This is a genomic window from Treponema vincentii F0403 (genome assembly GCF_000412995.1).
GTDB lineage: Bacteria > Spirochaetota > Spirochaetia > Treponematales > Treponemataceae > Treponema > Treponema vincentii.
In genome coordinates this window covers 1,920,436-1,946,155 of record NZ_KE332512.1, presented here as the reverse complement: position 1 = coordinate 1,946,155, position 25,720 = coordinate 1,920,436, and the positions used below count along the sequence as shown (strand labels likewise).

Annotated in this window: 22 protein-coding genes; 15 read left to right on the top strand and 7 right to left on the bottom strand. The window is 47.5% G+C overall.

Annotated elements, in window-relative coordinates; all coding sequences use genetic code 11:
• Positions 1-87: 87 nt before the first annotated feature.
• From yqeB to HMPREF1222_RS08820, 3 genes are read right to left on the bottom strand one after another with little or no spacing between them, the layout of a single operon-like run.
• Positions 88-795, bottom strand: a complete 708-nt coding sequence (gene yqeB, locus HMPREF1222_RS08825) for a selenium-dependent molybdenum cofactor biosynthesis protein YqeB (RefSeq protein ID WP_244870170.1) — start codon at positions 793-795, stop codon at positions 88-90.
• 10 nt (positions 796-805) lie between these two features.
• Positions 806-1,615, bottom strand: coding sequence for a selenium cofactor biosynthesis protein YqeC (gene yqeC / locus HMPREF1222_RS13160; protein WP_244870140.1), 810 nt, complete (start codon positions 1,613-1,615; stop codon positions 806-808).
• A complete protein-coding gene (locus tag HMPREF1222_RS08820) occupies positions 1,600-1,953 on the bottom strand; it encodes a hypothetical protein (protein ID WP_155997618.1) in 354 nt (117 codons plus the stop codon). The genes yqeC and HMPREF1222_RS08820 overlap by 16 nt, the downstream gene beginning before the upstream one ends.
• Before the next feature lie 136 nt (positions 1,954-2,089).
• Between HMPREF1222_RS08820 and rsmI the strand changes: the two genes are divergently transcribed.
• The 4 genes from rsmI (at position 2,090) to HMPREF1222_RS08800 (ending at position 5,230) form a co-directional block, all read left to right on the top strand.
• Positions 2,090-2,749 (top strand): 16S rRNA (cytidine(1402)-2'-O)-methyltransferase, encoded by a 660-nt coding sequence (gene rsmI, locus HMPREF1222_RS08815; protein ID WP_196799960.1) that lies wholly within the window; start codon positions 2,090-2,092, stop codon positions 2,747-2,749.
• A 47-nt stretch (positions 2,750-2,796) separates the two neighbouring features.
• The gene (locus tag HMPREF1222_RS08810; protein WP_006188504.1) at positions 2,797-3,081 is read left to right on the top strand and encodes a flagellar biosynthesis anti-sigma factor FlgM; all 285 of its coding nucleotides are present in this window, start codon (positions 2,797-2,799) and stop codon (positions 3,079-3,081) included.
• Between the two features lie 109 nt (positions 3,082-3,190).
• On the top strand, positions 3,191-4,339 hold the full coding sequence (locus HMPREF1222_RS08805) for an iron-containing alcohol dehydrogenase (RefSeq protein WP_006188503.1): 1,149 nt from the start codon (positions 3,191-3,193) through the stop codon (positions 4,337-4,339).
• A 3-nt stretch (positions 4,340-4,342) separates the two neighbouring features.
• On the top strand, positions 4,343-5,230 hold the full coding sequence (locus HMPREF1222_RS08800) for a TrmH family RNA methyltransferase (protein WP_016519097.1): 888 nt from the start codon (positions 4,343-4,345) through the stop codon (positions 5,228-5,230).
• Positions 5,231-5,248: 18 nt separating this feature from the next.
• Here HMPREF1222_RS08800 and HMPREF1222_RS08795 read toward each other — a convergent pair whose 3' ends face one another.
• Positions 5,249-7,345, bottom strand: coding sequence for a methyl-accepting chemotaxis protein (locus HMPREF1222_RS08795; RefSeq protein WP_016519096.1), 2,097 nt, complete (start codon positions 7,343-7,345; stop codon positions 5,249-5,251).
• 267 nt (positions 7,346-7,612) lie between these two features.
• Here HMPREF1222_RS08795 and HMPREF1222_RS08790 point away from each other — a divergent pair, with 267 nt between their 5' ends.
• The 11 genes from HMPREF1222_RS08790 to murJ all read left to right on the top strand — a co-directional run bounded on the left by HMPREF1222_RS08790 (position 7,613) and on the right by murJ (position 21,692).
• Positions 7,613-8,992: a tryptophanase gene (locus HMPREF1222_RS08790; protein WP_016519094.1), complete on the top strand. Its 1,380-nt coding sequence runs from the start codon at positions 7,613-7,615 to the stop codon at positions 8,990-8,992.
• A gap of 57 nt (positions 8,993-9,049) precedes the next feature.
• Entirely contained in the window at positions 9,050-10,375 is a 1,326-nt protein-coding gene (locus HMPREF1222_RS08785) for a sodium-dependent transporter (protein ID WP_016519093.1), read from the top strand.
• A 175-nt stretch (positions 10,376-10,550) separates the two neighbouring features.
• The gene (gene metK, locus HMPREF1222_RS08780) at positions 10,551-11,717 is read left to right on the top strand and encodes a methionine adenosyltransferase (protein ID WP_006188497.1); all 1,167 of its coding nucleotides are present in this window, start codon (positions 10,551-10,553) and stop codon (positions 11,715-11,717) included.
• Between the two features lie 4 nt (positions 11,718-11,721).
• Complete coding sequence (locus HMPREF1222_RS08775) at positions 11,722-13,587, top strand: hypothetical protein (protein ID WP_016519092.1); 1,866 nt, start codon at positions 11,722-11,724, stop codon at positions 13,585-13,587.
• Positions 13,588-13,673: 86 nt separating this feature from the next.
• Entirely contained in the window at positions 13,674-14,186 is a 513-nt protein-coding gene (locus HMPREF1222_RS08770; protein WP_016519091.1) for a Smr/MutS family protein, read from the top strand.
• 110 nt (positions 14,187-14,296) lie between these two features.
• The gene (locus HMPREF1222_RS08765) at positions 14,297-15,037 is read left to right on the top strand and encodes a threonine/serine exporter family protein (RefSeq protein WP_232502077.1); all 741 of its coding nucleotides are present in this window, start codon (positions 14,297-14,299) and stop codon (positions 15,035-15,037) included.
• On the top strand, positions 15,037-15,489 hold the full coding sequence (locus HMPREF1222_RS08760; RefSeq protein WP_006188492.1) for a threonine/serine exporter family protein: 453 nt from the start codon (positions 15,037-15,039) through the stop codon (positions 15,487-15,489). The genes HMPREF1222_RS08765 and HMPREF1222_RS08760 overlap by 1 nt, the downstream gene beginning before the upstream one ends.
• A gap of 96 nt (positions 15,490-15,585) precedes the next feature.
• A complete protein-coding gene (locus tag HMPREF1222_RS08755) occupies positions 15,586-16,875 on the top strand; it encodes a glycine/sarcosine/betaine reductase component B subunit (RefSeq protein WP_006188491.1) in 1,290 nt (429 codons plus the stop codon).
• A 10-nt stretch (positions 16,876-16,885) separates the two neighbouring features.
• Positions 16,886-18,175 carry a glycine/betaine/sarcosine/D-proline family reductase selenoprotein B gene (locus HMPREF1222_RS08750; protein WP_081636888.1) on the top strand — a complete coding sequence of 430 codons (1,290 nt, stop codon included), beginning with the start codon at positions 16,886-16,888 and terminating at the stop codon, positions 18,173-18,175.
• A gap of 302 nt (positions 18,176-18,477) precedes the next feature.
• Positions 18,478-20,025, top strand: a complete 1,548-nt coding sequence (gene pheS, locus HMPREF1222_RS08740; RefSeq protein WP_016519089.1) for a phenylalanine--tRNA ligase subunit alpha — start codon at positions 18,478-18,480, stop codon at positions 20,023-20,025.
• An 80-nt stretch (positions 20,026-20,105) separates the two neighbouring features.
• Positions 20,106-21,692 (top strand): murein biosynthesis integral membrane protein MurJ, encoded by a 1,587-nt coding sequence (murJ, locus tag HMPREF1222_RS08735; protein WP_016519088.1) that lies wholly within the window; start codon positions 20,106-20,108, stop codon positions 21,690-21,692.
• Between the two features lie 9 nt (positions 21,693-21,701).
• Here the strand turns inward: murJ and HMPREF1222_RS08730 are convergent, their stop codons facing one another.
• From HMPREF1222_RS08730 to HMPREF1222_RS08720, 3 genes are all read right to left on the bottom strand, one after another.
• Positions 21,702-23,036: a tetratricopeptide repeat protein gene (locus HMPREF1222_RS08730; RefSeq protein ID WP_016519087.1), complete on the bottom strand. Its 1,335-nt coding sequence runs from the start codon at positions 23,034-23,036 to the stop codon at positions 21,702-21,704.
• Positions 23,037-23,068: 32 nt separating this feature from the next.
• Entirely contained in the window at positions 23,069-24,403 is a 1,335-nt protein-coding gene (locus tag HMPREF1222_RS08725; protein ID WP_016519086.1) for a Na+/H+ antiporter NhaC family protein, read from the bottom strand.
• Positions 24,404-24,587: 184 nt separating this feature from the next.
• Positions 24,588-25,553, bottom strand: coding sequence for a metal ABC transporter solute-binding protein, Zn/Mn family (locus tag HMPREF1222_RS08720; protein ID WP_016519085.1), 966 nt, complete (start codon positions 25,551-25,553; stop codon positions 24,588-24,590).
• Between the last annotated feature and the right edge of the window lie 167 nt (positions 25,554-25,720).

Here is a 25,720-nt window from a genome sequence, read left to right as displayed (position 1 = left end):
TATCATAACTGAAAAACGGAAATATAAAAAGAGGGAGAAATATGCGCTCTTACAAACAGGCATCATATTTCGCCGCATGCATAAGCCTTACGGCGTAATACCGCCGGAAAGCAGTGCTGTCAGGACGGAGCCGCCGAGCGCGCGCGCCTTGTCGGAGATGGTAAAGCAGTTGTTCAATTCAGTAAGGCGCGGGTCTATATCGGCCATTTTAAGACCGCGGTGAACAATAAAGCCGTCAGGCAGCATACCGCGGATTATTCCGTTAATCGAAGCGGAAACATCAGTAACGTTGCCGTCAGGATGTATGACGCGGGCGATGATTTCGCCGCGGGTAACGGAGAAGCCGATGTCCCGTAAAACATACAGCATGCCGGCGGCCGGCGCATGGATAACCCGCAAGGCGCTTTCTCCGCCGACAAGCCCGGGAACGCCGGTATTGGGGAGGGCTGTTCCCTGATAAATTAAACGCGCCAAGTTATGCCCGCGCATGGTTTCGATAACGATATGCGCATCCTGACCGGCGGTAAAGCCCGGCCCCAAGGCAATCACAAGCGGCGCCATACCGAGATGTGTTCCGCAGTTTTTCTTTGCAATGATGGCATCCACGACGGCGGCAGGATGCAAAGCTTCAATCAGTTCTCCTGTAGGGTCAACTGCAATGGGGATAAAAGTTGAGCGGTTTGCTTTAGCATCCGTGACAGCGCCGGCTTCGATACCGGCTGCAATCGCGTCTCTATTGGACAGAGCGGCTATAGTTCCGGCAGATACAACCGCCGCAGCTTGTTCTTTTGCAATAAGCCGCGCTTCAATTCCTTCTATCGTGCAATGCCCGAGCCTTACAGCCTCGCTGAACGCTACAGTACGGCGGATGGCGGAAGGGTTTTCGGTTTCCAGTGCAAGGACACGAAAACCGGAGATATGGATTGCTGCGAGTACCCCGCTGGCCAAATCGCCTGCCCCGCGCACGATAATAAGCGGTGCGGATTGCTTCATGTTCGCTCCTCGGCGCAATACAGAGTACAAAACAGGTACCGCGCGCCCTTAAAAAAAGTCCGCTCGGGTGAAAAACCGCCTGCATAATATGAGTAAGCCGCAGCGGTTTATCCATCTTTGCGGAAGTAATGCTTAAAAAACGTTCCGGCCGGTGTACCCATATTTCATTCACCGGCTTACCGAGCGTCCGTGTTGAAATAAGCCCTACCGTTTTTGTAGTACGGGGATGAATAACAGGCTCTGTATCGTTCCATCCTTTAACCGCCCGCCGCTTACTGCCGTCCGCTTCAATTAAAACTACATCAAAGCTATTGCAGAGCCGATCGATTACCTCAAGCGGCGGAGCGCTCAGCTTTTGGCCGGTTACCGTACCGAAAAAAGATACCGAAGAATTAAGCCGCTCCTTTTCGTGTACACCCATCTTTGTTGTAGTTGTTACCGCAACCCGCAATCCCTGAGAGGCAAGTTCATTTGCCGCGGTAATCACGGAAGTGGTTTTGCCGCCGCTTCCGATAAAAGAAACGGCATCTCCGCGGCCGATATGCAATTTTTCGGTAAGAGAGCGTTTACGCCGGTAGTTAAAACTGCGGATACGGTTTATTTGATTTATGCGTGCCGGCATACTCGGCATCCGAGAATATGGACATGCCTATCCTTTTTACCGCGGTCGAAGAGGCGGGCAATCAGATAGGAATCGGTCGGAACAGGCGCTTTACAAACAGGGCAAAAACGGTCTGCATCGGGTTCCACTATCGGATAACAGTGAGGGCACCCATAAATAGAACATAACCGGTCGGTTCCTTCCGATGGATACACCTTTGTTTTAAGCTGTTCGTCTTTTTTTAATACCGTGCAGCAAATAGGACAAACGCCGGGTGCTCCCGGTTTCCCTTTCGGTAAGTATTTGGCATTTCCGGTTTTTCTCCCCTTCATAGTAAATAAAAAATACGCAATAATCATTAATAGTACACCGACGAAAACTAAAATGAACCATGAAATAGGTGAAAGAAACGTGTCCATATAAATAAGATACACGATTCATAGACTTGCGACAACCTATAAAACGCAGTATACTTGTGGTGTGGCATCGTTATATATAGTCGGAACACCAATCGGAAATTTAGGCGATATTACGGTACGGGCATTGGAAATTTTCAAAGCAGCCGACTATATTGCCTGCGAGGACACGCGGCACACACTCGGACTTTTAACTCATTTTGAGATACGTAAACCGCTTATTTCGTGCAGGGCACAGAACGAGGCGGAGGCTGCACAAAAGATCATCGGTCTCTTGGCGGAAGGAAAGAATGTCGCGTATGCGAGCGATGCCGGAACGCCTGCCTTGAGCGATCCGGGTGCGGTTCTTGTCAAGCTGGTACGCGAGGCAGGATATCCCATTGTTCCTATTCCGGGTGCTTCGGCTTTCGCAGTGATGGTCAGTATTGCGGGAACAGGCGATTCTTCGGTGCTGTTTGAAGGCTTTTTATCCCCTAAGCAGGGGCGGAGAAAGCGGAGACTTCAGGAGCTTTTCGATATGCAAACAGGCTTTGTCCTCTACGAATCTCCGTTCAGAATTATCAAGCTTCTACAGGATATTGCCGATATTGACAGCAAGAGGCAGGTTGTGGTCGGCCGTGAGCTGACAAAGCTGCATGAAGAAATTTTATCCGGTGAGGTATCGGATATTTTACATACATTACAGGAGCGGCAATCGATAAAAGGCGAGTTCTCGGTTTTTGTGTCCGGGAGGTCTTAATTTTTTCGATAAAAATGCCGATATAAGCTATGGAAGGCGGAAAGAACATGACGATTGATAGACTAAACGGAATTGATCCTGTAAAACCTGTACAACCTATTCAGCGGACACAGAGGACTGAGATATTGAATAAGGCCGATGCGGTTTCCGTTTCAAGCGAAGCGCGAGTATTATCGGATGCTAATATCGCATTGGAAGCAGTAAGAAATGCACCGGACATTCGCGAAGATAAGGTTGCTGAGGTAAAGAAAAAATTTGAAGATCCTTCATATATAAATAATGCTCTTTTGGAACTCGTTGCTGACAGGATACTAGACGATTACGGTCTCTAAACGGAGATAGAGCGCAGCCCGCAATCGGACTGCCGTGTGCCGTTTCATGCGGCGTTAATCGCCGGTATGTTTTCTCACTGAAACACCTGAAATAAAGGCGGAAACGAGTATGGCTAATTTTACCTTTAAACTGACATCCAATATTATCCTCGGAAGTTACTCAATAGCAAAAATAGGCGCGGAAGCCGTTCAATTCGGAAAAAAGTTCTTGTTTATCGTCGATCCCCTGTTACACGAAACCGGTATTGCAAAAAAGATTATCGATGCTTTAGAAGACCGGGGTATATCCGTCCTCGTATTTGACCGCGTAAAGAGATCCGCCGACTCCGATATTATCGAAAACGCGTTAGGCCTTGCCCGCGGTGTCTTTATCGATGCGGTCATTGCTTCCGGCGGAATGGGACCGGTTGCCGTAGGCCGCGCGGTTGCCTCGTTATACAATGAATCCGGCTCAATCTACGACTTTATCGAAGGGAAACCCTGTACGGCGGAACCGCTTCCTTTTATCGAAGTTCCCGCTACATGCCGCGAGCCGTTTACCTTTACACCGTTCAGTCCGATTGTCGATGTGCGTTCACGGAAAATTAATTTGTTAAAAATACGGAAAGACCTCTGTAAGCTCTGTGTATTCGATACCGCCTGTTATTCAAACCTTGCGCCGAATGCAACGACTGCGACTATTCTGCAGGGAGTTGGCATCGCTTTTGAAGGATATACTTCTTCTAAAACAAATTTCTTATCGGAAACCATTTTAGGTAAAGCAATCGATCGCTTTTTACTATCGCTTGATCCGCAACATGGACGCTCCGTCGGAGCTTCCCGCGAAACGGTTATTGCGGAAGCAGCTTGCTTAACAGCCATCGGCATTTCTTTTTCCAGCCCGGGATTAGGCAGCGCAATCGCCCTTGCATGTGCAAGCCGCTATAATATTTCCAGCTCGGTAGTCGGCACGATTCTGTTACCCCATATCCTTACAAATGCGCAGACATCGAACCTCGACAAACTGCTAAAGATCGGGCGTATGCTGAATGTCGATACGCGCGGCGTCGATCCGCTTGCTGTGGCAAAGGCCGCTATTGAAGAAATCCGCCGCCGTTTGGCGCAGGCTAACCTGCCTACCCGCTTAAAAGATATCGGCCTGTCCATCGAGCAGCTCGTTGCTATTTCCGAAGATGCCGTATCGTTAAGCTTTATGAACTATATCCCGAAACCGATGCGGAGCGACGATATATTCGAGCTGCTAAAGCAAGCGTATTAATGCATGATTGAGCTTTTTAAGCTTATCCGGCTGCCCCCTACTCAAAAGATACGCAAGGTTATTAAAATCCTTGAAATACTTGAAGCCGAATGCGTTACGTCATCCGCTGATGTGCCGTATTCGGCCGTTCCGCTTTCCTGCGATTCATTTTATATTGAAGGCCTTTGCACACACCTTGCGTCGATCTATCCGGCCGATACCGCTATTACCGCAGCCGTCGAATCCTATCGAGTTGCCCTACACGCAGGAGTTCTGACCGCCGGAGATTACCGCGTACTCTTTAATACGCTGCGCCATGCGCTGTACCGGCAAAGCGGTGTGCAGCCTTCCGAATGGGATTTAATCGCTCCGGGGCAGCGCTACGGCACAGGTACGCCTAAGTACGACACAACCGCGCCGAACCCCAATACTGCAATACTAACGCCCGATGCCGCTGTACGCCCGTTTTACCCGGGCGTATATGTGTATGCCGAAGATATCCGTGCGCCCTTTAACCTCGGTTCCATTTTCCGCACCGCGGAGGCTTTCGGCGCGGAAAAATTGCTGCTGTCGGAAGGCTGCGTTTCGCCCGAACAGCCCCGTGCACAGCGGTCGGCGATGGGCTGCACCCGCTTTCTGCCGTGGGAGTATTGTCCGCTGGGATCCATGCCTGCCGGTCTCCCCGTTTTTGCCCTTGAAACCGGCGGAACACCGATAACCTCTTTCCCTTTCCCTAAACAGGGCATCGTACTGCTCGGTTCCGAAGAACTGGGACTCAGCGCGGAAGCCCTCAAAAGAGCTTCCGCCGGTATTGTCAGCATTCCGATGAAGGGCATTAAGGCCTCGCTCAATGTGGCGGTTGCTTTCGGCATCCTCATGCAATATTGGGCAGCCTCTTTAAACAATTTATAGACACTACCCTCGTTTCGGCTATATCTTAAATTTAGAAACTTCAGCGGCTAACACTTCAATACTCTGCTTATTTTTCTGCGAAATCTCGTTCACTTCCTGCACGGCATTGTTGATTTGCGTTGCTCCCGCCGCCATCTCATTCATACTGCCGGTAATCATACGGGTAAGGTCGTCCAATTTTCTCATCTCCTGTGCGACTCCTTCGCCGCCTTTCAGCATCTCTTCAGATCCGGCCTGCACTTCTACCGTTACCATATTGATATTCTTAATAGCGGTTAATACTTCTTTATTTCCGTTTTCTTGTTCCCGCATTGATTCGGTAAGACGGGCACTCATCTCCTTAATCTGTTCGGCAAGAGTGAAAATCGTATTAAACTTCTCTTCCACCGTTTTGGACGAAGTAGACAGCGTTTCAATCTCTCCGGATAGGCTTTTCAGTGTTGCCGTGATAGTTTTACCCTGCGTTGCAGAGTCTTCCGCAAGCTTACGGATTTCATCCGCAACAACGGCAAAACCTTTCCCCGCCTCTCCCGCATGGGCAGCTTCTATCGCGGCATTCATTGCAAGCAGATTCGTCTGCGATGCAATATGCTGAATAACACTCGACGCTTCCATCAACGAGCCCGATTCCTCTGCAATTTTTTGTGTTACGGCGTTTGATGTAACAAGTGTCGCTTTGCCGTCACCGGTTGCCGTTGTCAGGTTTTTGATTGCCTCGTCGGTTTTGTCAAGCGTTTGCCCGATAGAAGCGATATTTGCGACCATTTCTTCTACGGAAGAAGAAGATTGAGCAACGCTTGCTGCTTGGGTTTCAATACCGATATTAAGCTGTTTAATAGTACGGACAATTTCTTCGACCGTTGCCGCGGTTTCGGTAACACTTGCCGCTTGTGTCAAAGCTTGCTGCTTTACTCCTTCGATATTTGCACTGATTTCGTTTATTGCACTTGCGGTTTCGGTCATATTGGAAGCAAGCTCATTTCCGATTTCTTCCAGATCCGTACTATTCATCCCAACATGCCGAATAGAAACACCGATTTTTTCGATTGTTTCGTTAAAATACTCCGCCATATCGGTAATTTCATCGTTACCATGAACAGGAAGCCTCACCGTTAGATCTCCTTCGCCTTGTGCAATATTCTGCAAGGCGGCTACGGCATTCCGAATCGGTTTAACGATTGCACGAGCAACGAAGTAGACGATAATCAGCGCAACTGCAATAACAGCGATGCCGATGATATACAATGACCAACGCAATGCATCAACTGTTCCCATAAATTCGCTATACGGCGCTTTGATAATGACAGTCCAACCCGTCGTCTTTATCAGAGCATGGGCTGCAATATTTGAAATACCGTTATAGGCGTAACTGCCGATTGTAGCTTTACTGTTTTGCAGGGCGTTTTTCTCAAAGTTTGCAAGCGAATTAAACTGTGCATCTTTTTGCGCCCGTTGTTGCGAATTTCCAAAATTATCGACAATCGAAGTGTCTCTATGCGCTATAACTGTTCCCTCGGAATTGATGATATAGCAATAACCTGTTTTACCGACGACAATATCTTTAATCTGTTCGGATATCCAATGACCGTCAACATCAGCCCCCAACACACCGATTAAATTTTTATTGCTATCATAGATCGGCATGGAAAAAGCAATAAACAAAGCATTTCCGCGTGTTTCATCGGGATCGGGAACACCGACAAACCTTTTACCGGTAACAGCTTCGGCAAACCAAGGATCGGTTAGGTAGTCTTCTGTCGTACCGTCGACATTATGCTGCAGTCCCGACGGATCGGCAATATACAATTCTTTCAACACGTTATTGAACTGCGCTTCTTTGATAAGATGTCCCATTTTTTCCTGATAGGATACGGAAGAATCTTGAATAATCGGCATACGGGTAATACCTTCTAAAAACTGAAACATGGCAGTTATACGTCCGTCAATAATCTCCGCCGTATCAACCGCCTTACCGATTAAATGATCTTCAATTTTTTCGGTTACCGCTTTCCGTGCCGTATAGACCGCAAGGAAACCTTCAACTGATAACCCCAGTGCAATTAACAAACCGAAAATCAAGATAAGTTTGTAACGAAGCGAAAAACGTTTTTTCATTGGACTCCTCCGAAAAAATAATAATTCATAATGTGGGTAGGTTCTTTGATGTATAACGCGAGAATCTCTCGTTTGCAAATTGCCCTCAATTATAGTATCGGGCATAACGCACAAACATTTGATGCGTTTTCACCTGATGATGCCGCATATTTTAAAGTTGACGGCTAAAAAAACCGGCGCTATACTTTTAGTAATACTGAATAGTGTGGATGGATAAGGATTTATCTTACAAAACCGCACAAATATTCAGATCGAGGAGGAAATCGAATGAAAAAGTATGTGCCGGAACCGTTTAGAATCAAAATGGTAGAGCCCATCAAAATGACCACCCGCGAAGAGCGCATCAAGAAGCTTGAAGCAGCCAAGTACAACATGTTTAACCTGCGCGGTGAAGATGTGTACATCGACTTATTAACCGACAGCGGAACAAACGCGATGAGTGATAAGCAATGGGCGGGTGTAATGGTCGGTGATGAGGCTTATGCCGGCGGCAAAAGTTATTTTAAATTGGTAGAAGCGGGACGCGATATTTTCGGATACGAATTTATCCAGCCGGTGCATCAGGGACGTGCAGCAGAAAAAGTGATGTTCCCTTTACTGCTTAAGAAAGGACAATTTGCAATTTCCAATATGTTCTTCGATACGACACGGGCGCACGTAACCTTATCCGGCGGAAAACCGGTAGACTGCGTTTGTGCGGAAGCAAAAAAACCGTCCGTTTATGCTCCGTTTAAAGGAAACATGGATGTTGAAAAACTGGAAAAATTTATCAACGAATACGGAAAAGAAAATGTCGGCATGATCGTTATGACCATCACAAACAACTCCGCCGGCGGTCAGCCCGTATCGATGCAGAATATCCGCGAAGTTTCCGCAGTCGCAAAAAAATACGGCATTTTGTTTAACATCGACGCAGCTCGTTTTGCCGAAAACGCCTATTTTATCAAAGAACGCGAAGCAGGGTATAACAATAAATCCATTAAAGACATCGTCCGCGAAATGTTCAGCTATGCAGACACTTTTACGATGAGCGCAAAGAAAGATGCAATCGTCAACATGGGCGGTCTTATCGGAATTAAAAACAACAAGGAGATCTATCAACTCATTAAGGGCAACTGTATTTCTTTTGAAGGATTTATCACGTACGGCGGTCTTTCCGGCCGCGATCTGGAAGCCTTGGCTATCGGTCTTTATGAAGGTATCGATGAAGAATATCTAAGATACCGGAACGCTTCTATGGAGTATTTGGCATCTCAACTGCTCGATGCAGGCGTTGCCATTCAAAATCCTGCAGGAGGACACGGTGTTTACGTCGATGCAAACGCAATGTTCCCGCACATCCCCTACTACGAATTCCCCGGACATACGCTCTGCGTAGAGCTGTATAAAGAAGCGGGTATCCGTACGTGCGATATCGGGTCGTTCATGCTCGGTAATGATCCGGAAACGGGTAAGCAGATTAAATCCGAATTTGAATTCGCACGACTCGCCATTCCGCGGCGCGTGTACACTCAAGCTCATTTGGATGTGATTGCCGCAGCGTTAATCAACATCAAAGAACGAGCTTCGCAAGTAAAGGGCTACCGCATCATTTGGGAACCGCCGATTTTGCGTCACTTCCAAGCTCATTTGGAACCCATTAAATAGCCGCTACAAGCAGAGGCCGGAAAGCACCGGCTGTCTGTTTGTAAAAAGGAGGAGGCTATGGCGAATAAAGAAGCAAAACGTGATCAATTCAGTTCACAGTGGGGTTTTATTCTTGCCTGTATCGGTTCCGCAGTCGGGATGGGAAATATTTGGTTATTCCCGTTCCGTGTAGGACAGTTCGGCGGAGCTGCTTTTTTAATTCCCTATATTATTTTTGTTATTGTTATCGGATATACCGGGGTCGTTGAAGAAATGTGCTTAGGCCGTGCTATGAGAACAGGGCCGCACGGTGCGTTCCTTAAAGCGACTCAAATGCGCGGCAATAATTCGGGAGAGGCCATCGGCTGGATTCCCGTTATCGGTTCGCTCGGTATTGCAATCGGATACACGGTCGTTGTCGGCTGGATTATCCGCTTTACGGTTGGCTCTTTTTCAGGTTCCATGCTGGCGGCGGAAAACAGCGGGGCATATTTCGGTGCTATCGCAGGGCGGATTTCGAGCTTACCGTGGCATATTATTGCGATTATCGGATGTTTCGCAATAATGGCGGCCGGTGTTTCATCAGGTATCGAGAAAGTCAACAAGGTGATGATGCCGGCGTTTTTCGGGTTGTTCATCATCCTTGCAATCCGCGTTGCAACATTACCGAAAGCAATCGACGGTTATAAGTTCCTCTTTAAAACGGATTGGAGCGAATTAGGGGACATAAAAACGTGGGTATATGCGCTTGGACAGGCTTTCTTTTCGTTATCCCTCGCAGGCAGCGGTACCGTTGTGTACGGAAGCTATTTGAAGGATGATGAAGACGCACCTACCAGCGCGAAGTTTACCGCGGTGTTCGATACGCTCGCTGCATTGCTCGCCGCATTGGTCATCATTCCTGCAGTTTTTGTGTATAACCTTGAGCCGTCGGCAGGGCCGCCCCTGATGTTTATTACCATGCCGATGATCTTTAAAGAAATGCCGGCCGGTACGCTGTTTTCTATCATCTTCTTTGTTGCAGTATTATTCGCTGGAATTACATCTTTAATCAATCTGTATGAAACACCGGTAGAAATGCTGCAGCAAAAATTTAAGCTGAGCCGAAAAACGGCGCTTGCAATCGTACTCGGCCTCGGATTGGTTGTAGGACTGATTGTCGAAGACGGAAACGTACTCGGTACATGGATGGACGTTATCAGTATCTACATAATCCCGCTCGGAGCCTTGCTTGCCGGTATTATGTTCTTCTGGATATGCGGTAAAGATTTCGTTTTAAACGAAGTTTCAAAAGGGCGTTTAAAACCGGTCAGCAGTGTATATGTTGTGCAAGGAAAGTATATTTATTGCGGACTTACGCTTATCGTATACATCCTCGGTATGTTCTACGGAGGCATCGGTTAAACTACATATAAACTACATAAAAAAACGCGGCGTCTCATAGCGCTGCGTTTTTTTATGCGTCTTTACTGATGCGATGTTCTCCTGTTAAAATCTATACAGCTCTTTCCGACTGCTTGTACATTTAAACCGATAGCGGTATGATTACGCCTGCTTTATAGCTTTTATAGGAGTAATCATGAACGGACGAAAATTATTTACCTCGGAATCGGTCGGTGAAGGCCATCCCGATAAACTTTGCGATCAAATTTCGGATGCGGTGCTGGACGCCTGTTTGCGCGACGATCCTAAAAGTCATGTTGCGTGCGAAACCTTTGCTTCTACCGCGTTAATCCTTGTCGGCGGCGAGATTACCACCAATACCTTTGTTGATATACAGCAAACAGTCCGTGCTATTGCACGGGAAATCGGTTATACCGATTCGGCATTCGGCCTTGACTGCAATTCCATGGCTGTTTTAAGTATGATTCACGCCCAATCTCCCGATATTGCGCAGGGAGTTAACGGTACGGGACTGAGCGAGTACCGTGACCAGATGGGTGCAGGGGATCAGGGAATGATGTTCGGTTATGCGTGCAGGGAAACACCGGAATTGATGCCTGCTCCTATCATGTATGCGCACAAACTCTTGCGGAAAGCAGCTCAGCTGCGTAAGTCTAAAGAGATCGATTGGCTGCGTCCCGATGCAAAAAGTCAAGTAACGGTAGAGTACGAAGGGGACAAACCCGTACGTATCGATACCGTTGTTATTTCCCATCAGCATAGCCCCGAAATTTCTCATACCGACCTGACGGATGCCATCGTTGAAACGATTATCAAACCCGTTCTGGAACCGACCGGTTTACTCGATGCAAAAACTAAATTCTTTATTAACCCGACCGGCAGATTTGTGATTGGGGGGCCGTTCGGCGATACCGGTTTAACCGGCAGAAAGATTATTGTGGACACCTACGGCGGCATGGGTAGGCACGGCGGCGGCGCTTTTTCCGGTAAAGACCCGACCAAGGTAGACCGTTCCGCTGCCTATATGGCTCGATATGTTGCAAAGAATATCGTTGCCGCGGGTCTTGCCGACCGGTGCGAATTGCAGCTTGCCTACGCTATTGGCGTACCGTTCCCCGTATCCATCCGGGTAGATTCCTTCGGTACGGCAAAAGTACCCGAGGATGCAATCGAAAAAGCCGTTCGTCAGGTATTCGACCTGAGCCCCGCGGGTATTATCAAAACGCTGGATTTATGTAAGCCTATTTATCAAGCGACCGCTGCCTACGGGCACTTCGGCCGCCCCGAATTTAACTGGGAGAAAACCGACAAAATTGACGCTTTAAAGGCAGCTATAAAGTAAAAACATGCATATTCTGCTGCGGGGCGTCCTTGTTTTTATTTTTACCGCTTTGCTGTGTACCTCCTGCACCTATACCGCTCTATCCGTATCGCTTGCATTACCGTCCGATGTGCAGGAGACAGGAGCATATCCTGCTTCTACGCATACCTCTATTACACATGCGTCCAACACACAACGGTATGCACCGCTCAAAGCTTTAAACCGCAATGCGCGGGCGGGGACAATAAACGCGCCGGAAGAATCCGGTGCTCTGTACTATGCCTTTGAAAAAAGTCCCGAAATGCTCAACTTAACAGCTTCCGGTTTATACGCTCTGGAACTGGAGTTTGAACCGCTCCCCGCCGCGGCCAAATCGGGCGGTACATCAAGCTCCGCCCAAACTCATTCTGCCGAATTTATTGCAGGGCTGCTCTATGCAAGCGATTTTACCGCTTCCGGTAAACTGAAAAAAAATATCCTTCCACAGCATCCCGTTACGGCGCAAACCTTGCCGCGCGGCGCTTTTACCGTTAGCATCGGATTTGCAGGTATAGCGGCGCCTCCGGCAGATATCCGCGGTTTTATGGTTTATTCGCAGGCTGCGCTCACGCTGAAAAGCGCGGCGGTTGTCCCCGTCCGATACGGCTGGTTAAAGGATAGTACGCTGTGGTACGGTACGGCGGCCGACGGCGGTGTTATCCCGCCGGAATTATGCACCGAATCCGGATTGCCGCTGCGTACCGAGTTCCCTAAACCATCGGCGGTAATCCGTGCGGGAAATGCCGGAATGGATGGTAGGGATAGTATTGTTATCCATTTTGATAAATCCTTGCCGATTAGACTGGAGGAGGAGCAGCAACAGCCGCGCCTTTGGTTCCAGTGCGGCGGCAAACGCATATCAGTATATCGCGCACCGGAGCTTTACCAACTTACGCTTGACGGCAGCCTTTTCCCCGAGTCTTTTTTAACGCTTGAACAAACCGGCGCCAAAATTCCGGAAAATACGGTTTGCGGGATTACCGCCGAATATTATGCACCTTCTCCATCGGCTCCCATTACAGCCGATCCGGGGTTGATTTTGGATTGGCCGCAAACGCAATGGCGGCAGTCCTCTTATGAATTGTTTGCATGGGAACAATTCCCCTCCGTGCTGATCTTCGACTTTGCCGATTATGCGGTACAGGATGCCTACCTTAAACGGATGTCATTCTTTGCGGAAAAAAAAGGCTTTACGGGAAAACTCCTCTCGGATAACACAATAGCCTCTTTACACGGATTTAACGCCCATGACTACAGAGCCGAAACGCTAGCGGCATTTTTCAGGAAGGCAGAAGAAGAGCATTTTCCGCTTAACAAAGCGGAATTACATTTACGGAAAATCCTTTTCCGTAACGGCATTATTATTCGTACTGAAGCCGGCATTGAGGCGGGGGAGGGCGCAATCGTATCCATAAGCCGCCAATCTACCTCCGATCTCCGGTACCGGTTTATTACCCATGAGTGTCTTCACGGTATTTACTTTACGCAAGAAAGCTTCCGTAACATGACCGCCGAGGTTTTTAAACAGACAGACGCCCGTGCGGTTTTATTTTTACGCCGCTATTTTGAACTGTATTCGAGGCTGCTGTATAACACCGACGATACTTATCTGCTGCAAAACGAATTTATGGCGTATCTCCTTCAACAAGGCAGCGGATTCCTTCAGCAATATTATAATCAGATTGCACAATTCCGTTTAATGAATGAAATGGAACCGACGCTTTGCCGATACATGCGGGACACCAATGCGGAAGCCTTTATGCAAGCCGCGATGCAAATGAGTTCTTTTTTATACACGGCATGGGGAGTAAGGGGCGGCAGAATTTATCTGGCGAGGATGGAAACTCTATAAAAAAGTTTCTAAATTCAAAATTTAATGAAACGTTTTATATATTCCGTTGTTTAATCGTTTATCTTTAATTCCTGCGAGGCTGAATTATGAATTTTGAAGAGATTCTGAATCAATGGGAAACGCAAACACAACATCCTTATGGCAAGAAGCGGATACGCAAAGAGGCGAAAGGTCCGATGGCGATCGCATATACCATTGAAAATACTCAAACGCTAAACCCGATGGATTATTGGGTACGACGTTACGGAGTCTATGATAAGGATGCTGATAATTCCGAAAATATTTCTTTTCTTGATAATCTGGCCGAAAAACGCCGCTTACGGGCAATGCGTCCGCAGGCAGAAATTGATTTGCACGGTATGACGCTTGAAGAAGCCTACGGAGCGCTGGTTACCTTTTTTGAAGATGCCGTGCGCAGAGAGTACCAAAAAGTTCTCATTATACACGGTAAGGGGAACCATTCTCAAAACGGTCCGGTACTGTCGCGGTTTGTACAAAAATTTCTGGAAACAAATGCCCATGCAGGCGAAACCGGACATCCCAAAGGACGCGACGGGGGCACCGGATCAACGTGGGTGATATTGAAATATCCGCAATAGTCCATTGCCATAATAGCTAAAAAGAATTAAAATAGGCAGCTATTATGGATACCCAGTCGGATATTGTAGCTAGGCAAGAAAACAATACTCTCTCTCGGCATGCTTTAGTGATGCAGATAGCGCTCTATGCCGGAGAGCTTCTTATTCGGAACGGAGCGGAAATGTACCGTGCCGAAGAAACGATTATGCGGATAAGTGAAGCGGGCGGTATACATGACATCACCCCTTTTGTAACCCCCACAATTCTCTTTATCGCAAACGGCGACGGCGAAAACGTCCTTTATACAAGAAATATCAAGAAGCGAAGCAACAATATCGCTAAAATTACATTGGTAAGCGATTTTTCGCGTAAATTTGAAACCGGACATATCGATATATCCGAGGCAATGGATTGCTTGCGGCAAATCGATGAATACAAGGGATATCCCTACCGCTTCCTTTTATTTGCAACGGGGATCGGGTGCGGTGTTTTTGCGGTATTAGTAGGTGGAAAATTCGGAGACTTTGTTGCGGCATTTTTCGCTTCATATATTGCCGTGTTTATCAGTGATAAGATAATGGCACGTTCCCGCACCGTTTTTACGGGCAACTTTGTCGCCAGTATGTTTGTCGGCGTTATTTCCATCCTATCCTTCGAAATTAAGTTAGTTGACAATTTGGACAATATCATTGTAGGCGCTGCACTCGCGCTTGTCCCCGGAGTTGCATTTACTGCAGGAATTAGGGATTTTATTTCGGGTGATTTGCTCTCCGGTATTGCACGTATCGGAGAGGCCGTGCTGGTTGCAATCGCTATTGCATTTGGAGTCGGCAGTATCTTAATGCTCTATTCAATTTTAGGGGGGCTTTAATGCCGATTTATGTGCATACCGTACTCGCTTTTATTAGCTGTCTCGGCTTCGGCATCCTCTTTAATGTTCAAAAACGGACATTGCTGCTTGCTGCTGTAAACGGTGCAATCGGCTGGACCATCCTATTAAGCCTTGATATACCTCAAGTCAGTTATATTTTTGCAAACCTGTTTGCCGCTCTTGTAGTTGGCCTTCTTGCAGAACTCTTTGCCATTATCCAAAAAACACCCGCAACCGCTTTTATCGTTATCGGAGTCATTCCGTTAGTGCCCGGATTTCGTATGTACCGCTCAATGCTGTTCTTTGTACGGGGGGATCTGGATAAGGGCATTGCCGAAGGCGTTCATTCATGTTTTATGGCGGTTGCGATAGCTGTCGGCATTATCCTTGCCACCTCTATTGTCCGCATGATCCGCCATCCCATCAAAGAATATATAAGAAGAAAAAGATAAAAATAGAATAAATTGACAGCTTAGGCTAATTACAATAAAATATCCCTGTATACTAAGGGGTAGTCTGCCCCTTGCAAAAAAGTATAGGAGGTCGATATGAAGCTTGAACTGGGGATTATTCCTATTCATGAGATGCGGTTTGCCGGAAAAACTGCTATCAAAGGGACTTGTCTCGAAATCGACAAAGATGAGCTTATCTCTCTTATTAAGGAAGATCCGCTTATTACCGATGTTTCGTTGACAATCGCAAAGCCGGGCGATAAAACCCGCATTATTTCCGTTAAAGATGTAATTGAACCGCGCTGTAAAATCGAAGGAAGCGGCGTGTGCTTCCCGGGATTTTTTACCGGTGAGGAAGACACGGTCGGTTCCGGTAAAACTGCCGTACTCCGCGGTGCAGCAGTGGTAACCACCGGTACGGTTGTCGGATTTCAGGAGGGTATCATCGATATGAGCGGCCCCGGCGCAGAATATACGCCGTTCTCCCGCACCGTCAACCTTGTGGTAAAGGGTACCGTTAAAGACGACACGACGCGTGCCGTTAAAGAAAAATCACTCCGTTTGATGGGGCTTAAAACCGCCCGCTATTTAGGTAATGCAGCAAAGTCGGTTGCTCCGGCGGAAACGGAAGTCTACGAGACTTTAAACCCGATCGAGCAAGCCAAGCAGTATCCCAATTTGCCGAAAGTCGGCTATGTGTACGCACTCCAGAGTCAGGGACTGCTGCACGACACCTACTACTACGGAATCGATGTTAAGCAGATTGTTCCTACCATTATGTACCCGACGGAAGCAATGGACGGTGCAGTGGTAAGCGGTAACTGTGTTTCCGCCTGCGACAAAAATCCGACGTATGTGCATCAGAACAGCCCCGTTATCCATGAGCTGTATAAGCGGCACGGAAAAGATTACAACTTTATCGGTGTTATCGTAACCAATGAGAACGTAACGCTGGCGGATAAAGAGCGATCTTCTTCTCTGACTGCGCGGCTTGCCGAACAGCTTGATCTTGATGCGGTTATTATCTCCGAGGAAGGTTTCGGTAACCCCGACGCCGACTTGATGATGAACTGCCGTAAGATTGCAGCCAAGGGTATTAAAACCGTATTGCTGACTGACGAATATGCAGGTCAGGACGGCGCCAGCCAGTCGCTTGCAGATGCCCATCCTTCCGCAGATGCCGTTGTCTCGAACGGGAACGCTAATCAGGTTATCAAGCTTCCTAAGATGGACTTGGTTATCGGCGATCCTCAACAGGCAAATGTTATTGCGGGCGCATGGGACGGCAGCTTACACGAAGACGGCAGTATCGAAGCGGAATTACAGGTTATCACCGGCGCAACCAATGAGCTGGGCTTCTGGAATTTATCCGCATGCGGACTATAAGAGGTAAACAATGAAAAAGATTGTACATTATATCAACCAATTCTTTGCCGGAAAGGGCGGAGAAGACACAGCCGATTACAAAATTGAAGTAATCGACGGAAATGCCGGACCCGGTATGGGTATTCAGGCTGCGCTCGGCGATGGAGGAAAAATCGTTAAGACGATTATCTGCGGTGATAACTATTTTAACGACCACACCGATGGGTGCACGGCTTTCATTAAAGATGTTTTGAAGAAAAACGAAGCGGATTTGCTGATTGCCGGCCCCGGTTTTAACGCCGGCCGTTACGGTATGGCGTGCGGCGGCGCTGCAAAAGCTGCTGCTGCGCTTGGCATTCCTGCCGTCTCCGGTTTATATGAAGAAAACCCCGGCTACGATGTATTCAAAGCCTTTATGTATACCGTCAAAACGAAAAACTCTGCTGCCGATATGCGCCATGCGGTACCTGCAATCGCAGCTGTTGTAAAGAAAGTATTAAACGGCGAAGCAATCAACCTTGCCGCCGACGGTTTACTACCGCGCGGTATCCGCCAAAACTACTTTGCAAAAGAACGCGGAGCAAAACGTGCGGTTGATATGCTCGTGCAAAAACTCAAAGGTGAAGCGTTCGTTACCGAGTATCCGATGCCGGTGTTCGACCGTGTTCCACCCCATGCACCCATTGCCGATATTTCCAAGGCGGTTATCGCATTGGTTACCTCAGGCGGTGTTGTTCCGAAAGGCAACCCCGATCACATCGAAGCGTCTTCCGCTTCTCACTACGGTGAATATTCCATTGCGGGACTTTCAGAACTGACTTCCGAAAACAGCGAAACGGCGCACGGCGGTTATGATCCCACCTACTGTAATGCAAACCCCAACCGTGTTTTACCGGTTGACGTACTGCGCGATATGGAACGCGAGCACAAAATCGGAAAGCTGTATGATCTGTATTACACAACGGTCGGTAACGGCACCAGCGTTGCCAATGCAAAGCGTTTTGCATCCGAAATTGCCGGTAAGCTTGTAAACGCCGGAGTGCAGGCGGTCATTCTTACCTCTACGTGAGGCACCTGTACTCGTTGCGGTGCAACGATGGTTAAAGAAATTGAAAAAGTTTTGCCGGTTGTGCATATTGCAACCGTTGTCCCGATTTCAAAAACAGTAGGAGCGAACAGAATTGTACCGGCGGTAGCAATTCCCCACCCGCTCGGAAACCCCACGATGAACGCAAAGGACGAAAAAGAATTACGCCGTGCGCTTGTCGAAAAAGCCTTAAAAGCCTTACAAACACCCATCACGGAACAGACTGTTTTCTAAAGGAATATCTTACAGTTTCCGCTGTTAGATAGTATCAGCAGGCATCACTAAAAATTCGATTGGATTTTTAGTGATGCCCAATGCCTAAAAAAACGGTTCCCGTGTAAAAGCCCTCTAAAACGTATAGGGTATGGGGGTGTCCAAAAGCTTCACTTTGGGGATGGCAAAAAAGCAACAAACTTTTGAGACATCCCCGGGCTTTTATCCCCTTCCATCTGAACAACAGCCGCTCATCCTATTCACTAAAATTGTTAAATGCGGTATCATTTTACCTGTTTTATGAAAAAAAGGGGGAATCCGTTATGGATATTCAATCGGTATTAAAAAATCTGCACCCGCTGGAAATCAAGGTATTAAAAAACTTTAAGATAGGCGAAGGATTATATGCAAAAAAACTGCAAGAGGTTTTGCAATATAAAGAAGGTCATGCAAATCAGGCTTTTTCGTGGCTCAAACTCAAGGATCTGGTAAAAGAAAAGACCCGGAAAACAACGGTTGTCTACGAACTGACGGAGCTAGGCAAGGACTATGCCAAGAACGGGCTGCCTGCCGAACGGATTATCCTATTACTGAAAGAGGCGGGACCGCTCAAGCTACCGGAAATTGCGCAAAAGCTCGGTTTACAGAATAAAGATGTCGGTTCTTCCTTCGGAGAACTTTCCAAGGCAGGCTGCGCCGCGATGAATGATGAAAAAAAAGCGGTATATGTAAAAGAGCCGGACGATAAAAGCTTTCTATTGAAGAAAGCGCTGCTGCTGCGTGCTGCGGAGGCGGCAGACAGTCGATTGCCTGAAGACTCCTTAACGGAAGATGAGAAGGTGTGCATTGCCGATATTGCCAAAAAGCGCGGGGCGGCAGATTCCGCATTTAAGATTATTGAGCGGGACGAGATTGTCTACGCTTTTACGGATATGGTTGCCGCAGTACAGAAAGCACTGAATGCGGCGGGTATTACCGGCGATGAAACAGGGCAGCTGACTTCCGAAAGCCTGAAAACGGGCGCATGGAAAACGCAAACCTTCCGCAGCTACAATATCCAGCTGCCGCCCGCACGCGTTATCCCCGGTAGGACAAACCCCTATGTCGATTTTTTGGAGGGCGTTAAGGATAAGCTTACCTCGCTCGGCTTTGAGGAGTTTGACGGGCCGCTGGTCGAAACGGATTTTTGGAACTCGGATGCGCTCTTTATGCCGCAGTTCCATGCCGCCCGGGACATTCACGATGTGTATTACTTAAAGCATCCCACGCACGCAAAATCAATCGAGGAACCGTTCCTTTCCCGCGTTGCGGAAATTCACGAAACGGGCGGGGACAGCGGAAGCCGCGGATGGAACTATCATTTTGACCGCGACTTTACCCGTCAGCTGTTACTGCGCAGCCAAGGTACGGTGCTTTCGGCTCATCAGCTGGCAAAGGCAAAAATTCCGGGCAAATACTTTGGGATTGCACGCTGCTTCCGCTACGATAAAGTCGACGCAACGCACCTTTCCGACTTTTACCAAACCGAAGGAATTGTACTCGGCGAACAGGTCAACTTGCGGACGCTGCTCGGCATCCTCAAGATGTTTGCTGTTGAAATTGCCGGAGCTACCGAAGTAAAGTATGTCGGCGGGTACTTCCCCTTTACGGAGCCTTCGATAGAGGTGCATATCAAGCATCCGGTGCTCGGCTGGTTTGAGCTGGGCGGCTCCGGCATCTTCCGGCCCGAAGTTACCAAGGCAATGGGTATCGATGTTCCCGTGCTCGCATGGGGTATCGGCATTGACCGCATGGCGCTGATGGCGTTGGGCTTGAATGATCTACGCGAATTGTTCAGTACCGATATCGAAGGCGTCCGGCTCCGCCGCTAGGCTGCTGTGCCGATAAGCGGATATTCAAGAGCACAGATATTTAGGCTGTCAGGTAACGCCTACCGGCTGCATAGGCATATATGAAACGAACATCATCTTTACTGAAAAGCGGTATTAGCCTATCCGTATTGACCCTCGTGTCGCGGATTTTGGGGCTGATACGGGAAATGACGAAATCGGCCTTTCTCGGCACCGGCCCCCTTGCGGACGCCTTTACCGTTGCGTTTATGATTCCCAACCTCTTGAGACGTATCTTTGCCGAAAACAGCATGACTGTTGCGTTTATTCCCACCTTTCAGACCTATCTGGAGGAAGAAAAGCGCAATGCTCCTGGCGCAAAAGCTGCAATGAAGGAATTCCTTTCCGCAACATTCACCATGCTGTCTTTTGCCGTAACGGGAACCGTTATCATCGGTATTCTGTGCAGCGGTTTGATTGTTGCGCTGTTCTTTCCGAAAATCAGCGACGTTTCCGCAACGGTTCTTTTAACGCGGATTATGTTTCCGTATTTGCTGCTGATCTCCATCGCAGCGTTCTTTCAGGGGATATTAAACGGCGTCCGTATCTTCTTGCCGACGGGAATTACGCCGATTTTATTCAACTTATCCGTTATCGGCTGCACCTTTGCACTTGCAAAACCGTGCGGGAATCCGGCACTTGCGATGGCAATCGGCGTGGTACTCGGCGGTTCCTTTCAGATGCTGTTCCAGCTTCCTTTCGTACTGCGCGCGGGTTTTTCATTTAAGCTCATTCCGTTCCTCCGCTGTGTGCAGAACGCCGGAGCCCGGAAGATACTGCGGCTGATTGTGCCGACTCTCATCGGTACGGCGGTGTATCAGATTAACGACCTTGTTTCGACGGCGCTTGCAACGTATGCAGGGGTAGGAGTCGCGGCGAGTCTACAGTATTCAATCCGCTTGCAAGAGCTGATCCTCGGTATCTTTGCCGTTTCGGTCGGCACGGTTATTTTGCCCGACCTATCCGCCCATGCGGTTAATAAGCAATGGGATGTGTTCCAAAAACTCCTACTCAACGCCGCGAAGATTATTGCACTCGTAACCGTACCCGCAACGGTGTTTCTACTCTGTTCGGGGGAACATATCATCATCTTGGTGTATAAGAGCCGCCGTTTCACCGACGAATCCGTCCGGCTGACCTTACAGGCCTTTCAGTGGCATATCGCGGGGCTGTTCTTTATCGCACTAAACAGGATTTTAACTTCCGCTTTTTATGCGCAAAGCGATACCAAACGCCCCACAGTTGCAGGCATTGTGTGTTTCGGAATTAATATCGTGCTTGCGGCGGCTCTGGCAGGCTTTATGCAAGGCGGCGGCATTGCGCTAGCGCTGACTCTCGCAAGCGCCGTTAACACCGGCCTTCTTTTGTGGTTTCTGACTAAAAGCGATCCAATCGATGTACGGACCCTGCTTGTGTCGGCCGCAGGCTTTACCGCTAAAATGCTGATTTTTTCGGTGATTGCCGCTGCTCCGCTCTACTTTTTCGGCACACGCCTCTACGCCCCGTTAGCAGAATATCCCCGCATCATCGCACAGGGACTGCCGCTTTTTATCAGCGCCGCGCTTTTTACGCTCATTATTTTGACGCTGCTTCTCGTAACGGGAGATTCTCTGGTAAAGACTGTTGTACAAAAAATACGGCGACGGTAGAACCTTAGATTACCCGATAGCGTTTAAAACTTTGTTTAGGCGGTTCTTGTCAAAGAGATCCAATGGGCGGCCTTCCGTAAAGCGGCGCGCTTCTTCCGTAAAGGTTCCTGCCGTCATACAAATTCCCTTGCCGGCCTTCATCTCTTTAATCCTACCGTGGAAGTCGCGCAGTACCAGTTCGCCGACCGAACCTTGAGAGCGGAAAAAGCGGAATATCACGAGATCAGCCCATTTCGGCGTGTCGATTTCGGCAACAATATCGGTATAGGTTGCAAGAACGCTGATATCAAGTATCTTAACCTTAGCATTGGGAAAGAAACGCGAAACGATTTTGCGGCATAATCCGACAAACTCGCTCTGCCCTGCCATCAAATAGGTGTGGAGATTTTTATTCTGATTTAACTCCTGATACTTCATAATGAGGGAAGCAACATCTTTATACCCGGGACTGACGGTCTGTATTTCTTTTAATTGAATAAGTGCCTTTTGTAAGTCTTGCGTTTTAATCCGCGCAGAAGCCAAATTATAGCGCAGCTCATTTGAAATATCCAACGGAATGCTGTCATGTTTTAAGCCGATTTCAAAATCTTCAATGGCCTTATCCAATTGCCCCGCACGCATCCGGATTAATCCCGCATAGAGCGCTGCCCGCGGCCCTACTTCAGGCGACACCCGTAAATGAGTAAATATCTTTAATGCCTGATCATTCGAGCCCACTTCATAAAAACATTCGCCCATTGCAAAGAGCGCATCTTTATTATCGGGCTGCACATCCAATACTTTTTTCAGACTGGGGAGCGCCTCTTGATATTTCCGTAAACTTTGGAGTGTATAACCGAGGTATTTTAACGCCATCACATTATCGGGCTGAGAGAGCAATGCTTTCCGTAAAAACGGTACCGCTTTTTCATATTCTTTTTGAATATAGTAGATATATCCGAGGTTATAATTTATTTCAAAATGATTGGGATTAATGTTCTTTGCCAGCAAAAGACCTTTTTTAGCTTCTACGAATCTGTCGGTTTTCATCGCGCTTATACCGTACCGCAAACTGATTTCAAATTGCTCCGACGGAATCCGGTCGCTCATCTGATCCAAAAGCGGCGCATAAGATGCATAAGCTTTTTCCCAATCTTGATCCTGAAAGTATATATCTCCCACCATTAAAAGAGCAGCGCTGTCATTAGGGTTTTGTGCAAGCCGTTTTGTAGCCTCGCGTATTATCGCAGCCTTATTCTTTTTTCCTACCGATAAAGTTCCTCGGCCTTTTAGGCCTGTCATAGCAACCGTTACAACGGCAACAACAGCAATAATGATGAAAATAGAGATAATTACAACAGACATATACCGTATTATCTTATCTATTTTGATAACTGTCAAGATAAGGCCGAAACGGCAGTATTCGAGCGAGTTTTTCTACGCTGCCATACGATATTCACCAAAAGGTTCCATAGCGGGATTAAATACAAAAAAAAGGCCGGTAAAAGCGCTGCCGAAGGCGCCCCTATTGAAGTCAACGGAACGCTTATAGCGATCGACCACGGCATCAACGGTGCAACAACGACGGCGGTATCCTCCAAGTAAGAAGCAAACTCGTTATTATCGTCTATAAGGCCGTCGCACATTTGATGTGTCAGCATAATGGCCAATGTTTGGTTACATGCAATCGACGAGGCAAATATCGACGCGGTAAGGACACTGCCGAATGAGGTAATGCGGCTGCCGAGTTTACGCATAAGCTGCTGCATTCCCTCAAAAAAATGAGTACCTTTAAACATTCCCGAATAGCAAGACGAGATACAGATAATTGCGGATACACGGATCATCGAAACGATACCGCCGCCGCCCATCAGCTTTGCCAGTTCCGCATTCTGAGGATGGAAGCCGAAAAACAGTATTTTTATCAGCTCTGCCATACCTAAATGCTGAAAAAACACGGCGGAAAGCAAACCGGTAAGACAGCTTACCGCCATCGTTATTTTTGCATCGATTTTAAGTAACGAAAAAAGGATGATAATAACGGCAGGTATAATGGTAAAAAGCGAAAGGTTATAGTAAGCGGCAAAAATATGAAATGTCATACCGCTCCCCGTACCGGGATTGATAAGAATGCCGATGATGCCGTACAGGACTGTCGTTGCAATAAAGGGAACCAGCGCGGTTTTCGTCATTGTTTTGATATTATTGAAGATATCGGTATCCGTTAATTCGCTGATTAGATGAGCGCCGGATGACATCGGGGAGCAGCGGTCTCCAAAAAATATTCCCGAAATGACGGCGCCCCCCGCGTATATAACGGGAACATTCATACTATTAGCCAACGTCATACAGATAACACCGATGGTCGCGGCGCTTCCGAAAGCGGTACCCATCAGAAACGACACAAAGCAGCACAGTAAAAAAGCAATTAATACCATCGCCTGCGGTACAGCAACCAGCGACGCATAGTACACAATGAAAGCGATGGTACCGCACGCGCGCCATACCGCGGTGATAGTGCCTATCAGCATAAAAATTATCAGAATATTTTTTACGGTTATTATGCCGCGGAAGGGATATACCAGCATTTCCTTCCACGTTTTACCTCTGATAAGGCCGAACACAAAGAAAAGCGCATAGCCGAATATCAGTGCGTATAAAATCGAATATTGAAGAATAACGCAGATAATTAAACTGATGGAAAACAGCAACAGAATAAATAATTCAAGCATAAGCCTTCCTTTCAGTTATTATTATGCAGAGCTGCGTGTCTGTCAATGAGTCAATGAGAGGCTGCTCCGGCAAAAAAAAAAGGTGATAATCACGGCACGGCTAAAGGAGAGATGTAAAGGCCGTACAATGACTATCACCGGGATCAGTTACTGCTGATAATACGCCGACATCTAAGTTTTCAACTTATTGTGCCAAGCTTTTATAAATTTTTTCTATATTGGAGGTCATCCGTTCCATATAGGATAAACCATCCTCTGCCGATTCAATCGTATAAATTGTTTGCACCAAAGCGCCGACTTCTTTTGCTAAAGTTGCCGAAACTTGGGGGCTTGCGGCATTTTCGGAGAAAACAACTTTAATTCCATATTGGTTACAATAATCCGCTAATTTTGCTAATTGTTGTGCGCTCGGTTCGCCGGCGGAGAATACATCTTCCACACTATTTTGCTCAAGGCCGAAATCGCGGCAGAGATATCCGAAAGCTGCATGCCCGGTAACAAAACGGCGATGAGCAACCTGTGCAAAATTACTGCGGTATTTTGCCAAAAGTGCATCGGCTTCTGAAATAAAGGCTTCTGCATTCCCTTTATAGAAAGCTGCATTTGCAGGATCTATTTCACTTAACCCGGCGGCAATATTCTTAACCATCACTTTAGCGGATTCAAGACTAAGCCACGCATGAGGATCAACTTCATCGTGGTCATCATCATGATCGTGTTCGTCATGATCATCATGGTCATGCTCATCTTCGTGATGATGATGGTGGTGCCCTTCTGCGAGTTCGAGCGGTTTAATGCCGTTACTTGCGCAGATAGTCTTTATCGTATCCCGCTTTACCGCATGAAGAGCATCCGTAAGCCACGGTTCCATGCCCAATCCGTTATACACAACAGCCTTTGCCTGCATTAAGAACTTCAGATCCCCCGCTTTAGGTTCAAAATCATGCGCTTCAACTCCCGGCGGAATAATCGTATGGATGTACACCTTGTCTTTGCCCACAATTTCCGTGAGCTCCTTCATCGCATCAAAAGTTGCGGCGACAGGAATTTTTCCGTCCATGTTCTTTTCGGTCTTTCCGCCGGCAAACAGATTTACCGCAACAGAGCCGAAGAACACCATACAAACTGCTGTAAAAAATAATTTCTTCATCAATAAAACTCCTCTTGCAATATTAGGGTATCTCTAAAAGCATCGAGTTTTCAGCGATACTCGTTATTTGCAAATCGCTTGCAAGTATACATAAATGCAAAAAATTTGCAAGTAGCAAAATGAGGATAAAGAAACATTATGAGCTATAGGGCACCTCTAAAAACTCG

What these genes read in the sequence shown, in the direction of transcription:
- yqeC (WP_244870140.1), bottom strand. Translation starts at nt 1,615, where the DNA reads ATGCCGGCACGCATAAATCAAATAAACCGTATCCGCAGTTTTAACTAC.
- HMPREF1222_RS08820 (WP_155997618.1), bottom strand. Translation starts at nt 1,953, where the DNA reads ATGATTATTGCGTATTTTTTATTTACTATGAAGGGGAGAAAAACCGGA.
- HMPREF1222_RS08810 (WP_006188504.1), top strand. Translation starts at nt 2,797, where the DNA reads ATGACGATTGATAGACTAAACGGAATTGATCCTGTAAAACCTGTACAA.
- HMPREF1222_RS08805 (WP_006188503.1), top strand. Translation starts at nt 3,191, where the DNA reads ATGGCTAATTTTACCTTTAAACTGACATCCAATATTATCCTCGGAAGT.
- HMPREF1222_RS08800 (WP_016519097.1), top strand. Translation starts at nt 4,343, where the DNA reads ATGATTGAGCTTTTTAAGCTTATCCGGCTGCCCCCTACTCAAAAGATA.
- HMPREF1222_RS08795 (WP_016519096.1), bottom strand. Translation starts at nt 7,345, where the DNA reads ATGAAAAAACGTTTTTCGCTTCGTTACAAACTTATCTTGATTTTCGGT.
- HMPREF1222_RS08790 (WP_016519094.1), top strand. Translation starts at nt 7,613, where the DNA reads ATGAAAAAGTATGTGCCGGAACCGTTTAGAATCAAAATGGTAGAGCCC.
- HMPREF1222_RS08785 (WP_016519093.1), top strand. Translation starts at nt 9,050, where the DNA reads ATGGCGAATAAAGAAGCAAAACGTGATCAATTCAGTTCACAGTGGGGT.
- metK (WP_006188497.1), top strand. Translation starts at nt 10,551, where the DNA reads ATGAACGGACGAAAATTATTTACCTCGGAATCGGTCGGTGAAGGCCAT.
- HMPREF1222_RS08775 (WP_016519092.1), top strand. Translation starts at nt 11,722, where the DNA reads ATGCATATTCTGCTGCGGGGCGTCCTTGTTTTTATTTTTACCGCTTTG.
- HMPREF1222_RS08770 (WP_016519091.1), top strand. Translation starts at nt 13,674, where the DNA reads ATGAATTTTGAAGAGATTCTGAATCAATGGGAAACGCAAACACAACAT.
- HMPREF1222_RS08765 (WP_232502077.1), top strand. Translation starts at nt 14,297, where the DNA reads ATGCAGATAGCGCTCTATGCCGGAGAGCTTCTTATTCGGAACGGAGCG.
- HMPREF1222_RS08760 (WP_006188492.1), top strand. Translation starts at nt 15,037, where the DNA reads ATGCCGATTTATGTGCATACCGTACTCGCTTTTATTAGCTGTCTCGGC.
- HMPREF1222_RS08755 (WP_006188491.1), top strand. Translation starts at nt 15,586, where the DNA reads ATGAAGCTTGAACTGGGGATTATTCCTATTCATGAGATGCGGTTTGCC.
- pheS (WP_016519089.1), top strand. Translation starts at nt 18,478, where the DNA reads ATGGATATTCAATCGGTATTAAAAAATCTGCACCCGCTGGAAATCAAG.
- murJ (WP_016519088.1), top strand. Translation starts at nt 20,106, where the DNA reads ATGAAACGAACATCATCTTTACTGAAAAGCGGTATTAGCCTATCCGTA.
- HMPREF1222_RS08730 (WP_016519087.1), bottom strand. Translation starts at nt 23,036, where the DNA reads ATGTCTGTTGTAATTATCTCTATTTTCATCATTATTGCTGTTGTTGCC.
- HMPREF1222_RS08725 (WP_016519086.1), bottom strand. Translation starts at nt 24,403, where the DNA reads ATGCTTGAATTATTTATTCTGTTGCTGTTTTCCATCAGTTTAATTATC.
- HMPREF1222_RS08720 (WP_016519085.1), bottom strand. Translation starts at nt 25,553, where the DNA reads ATGAAGAAATTATTTTTTACAGCAGTTTGTATGGTGTTCTTCGGCTCT.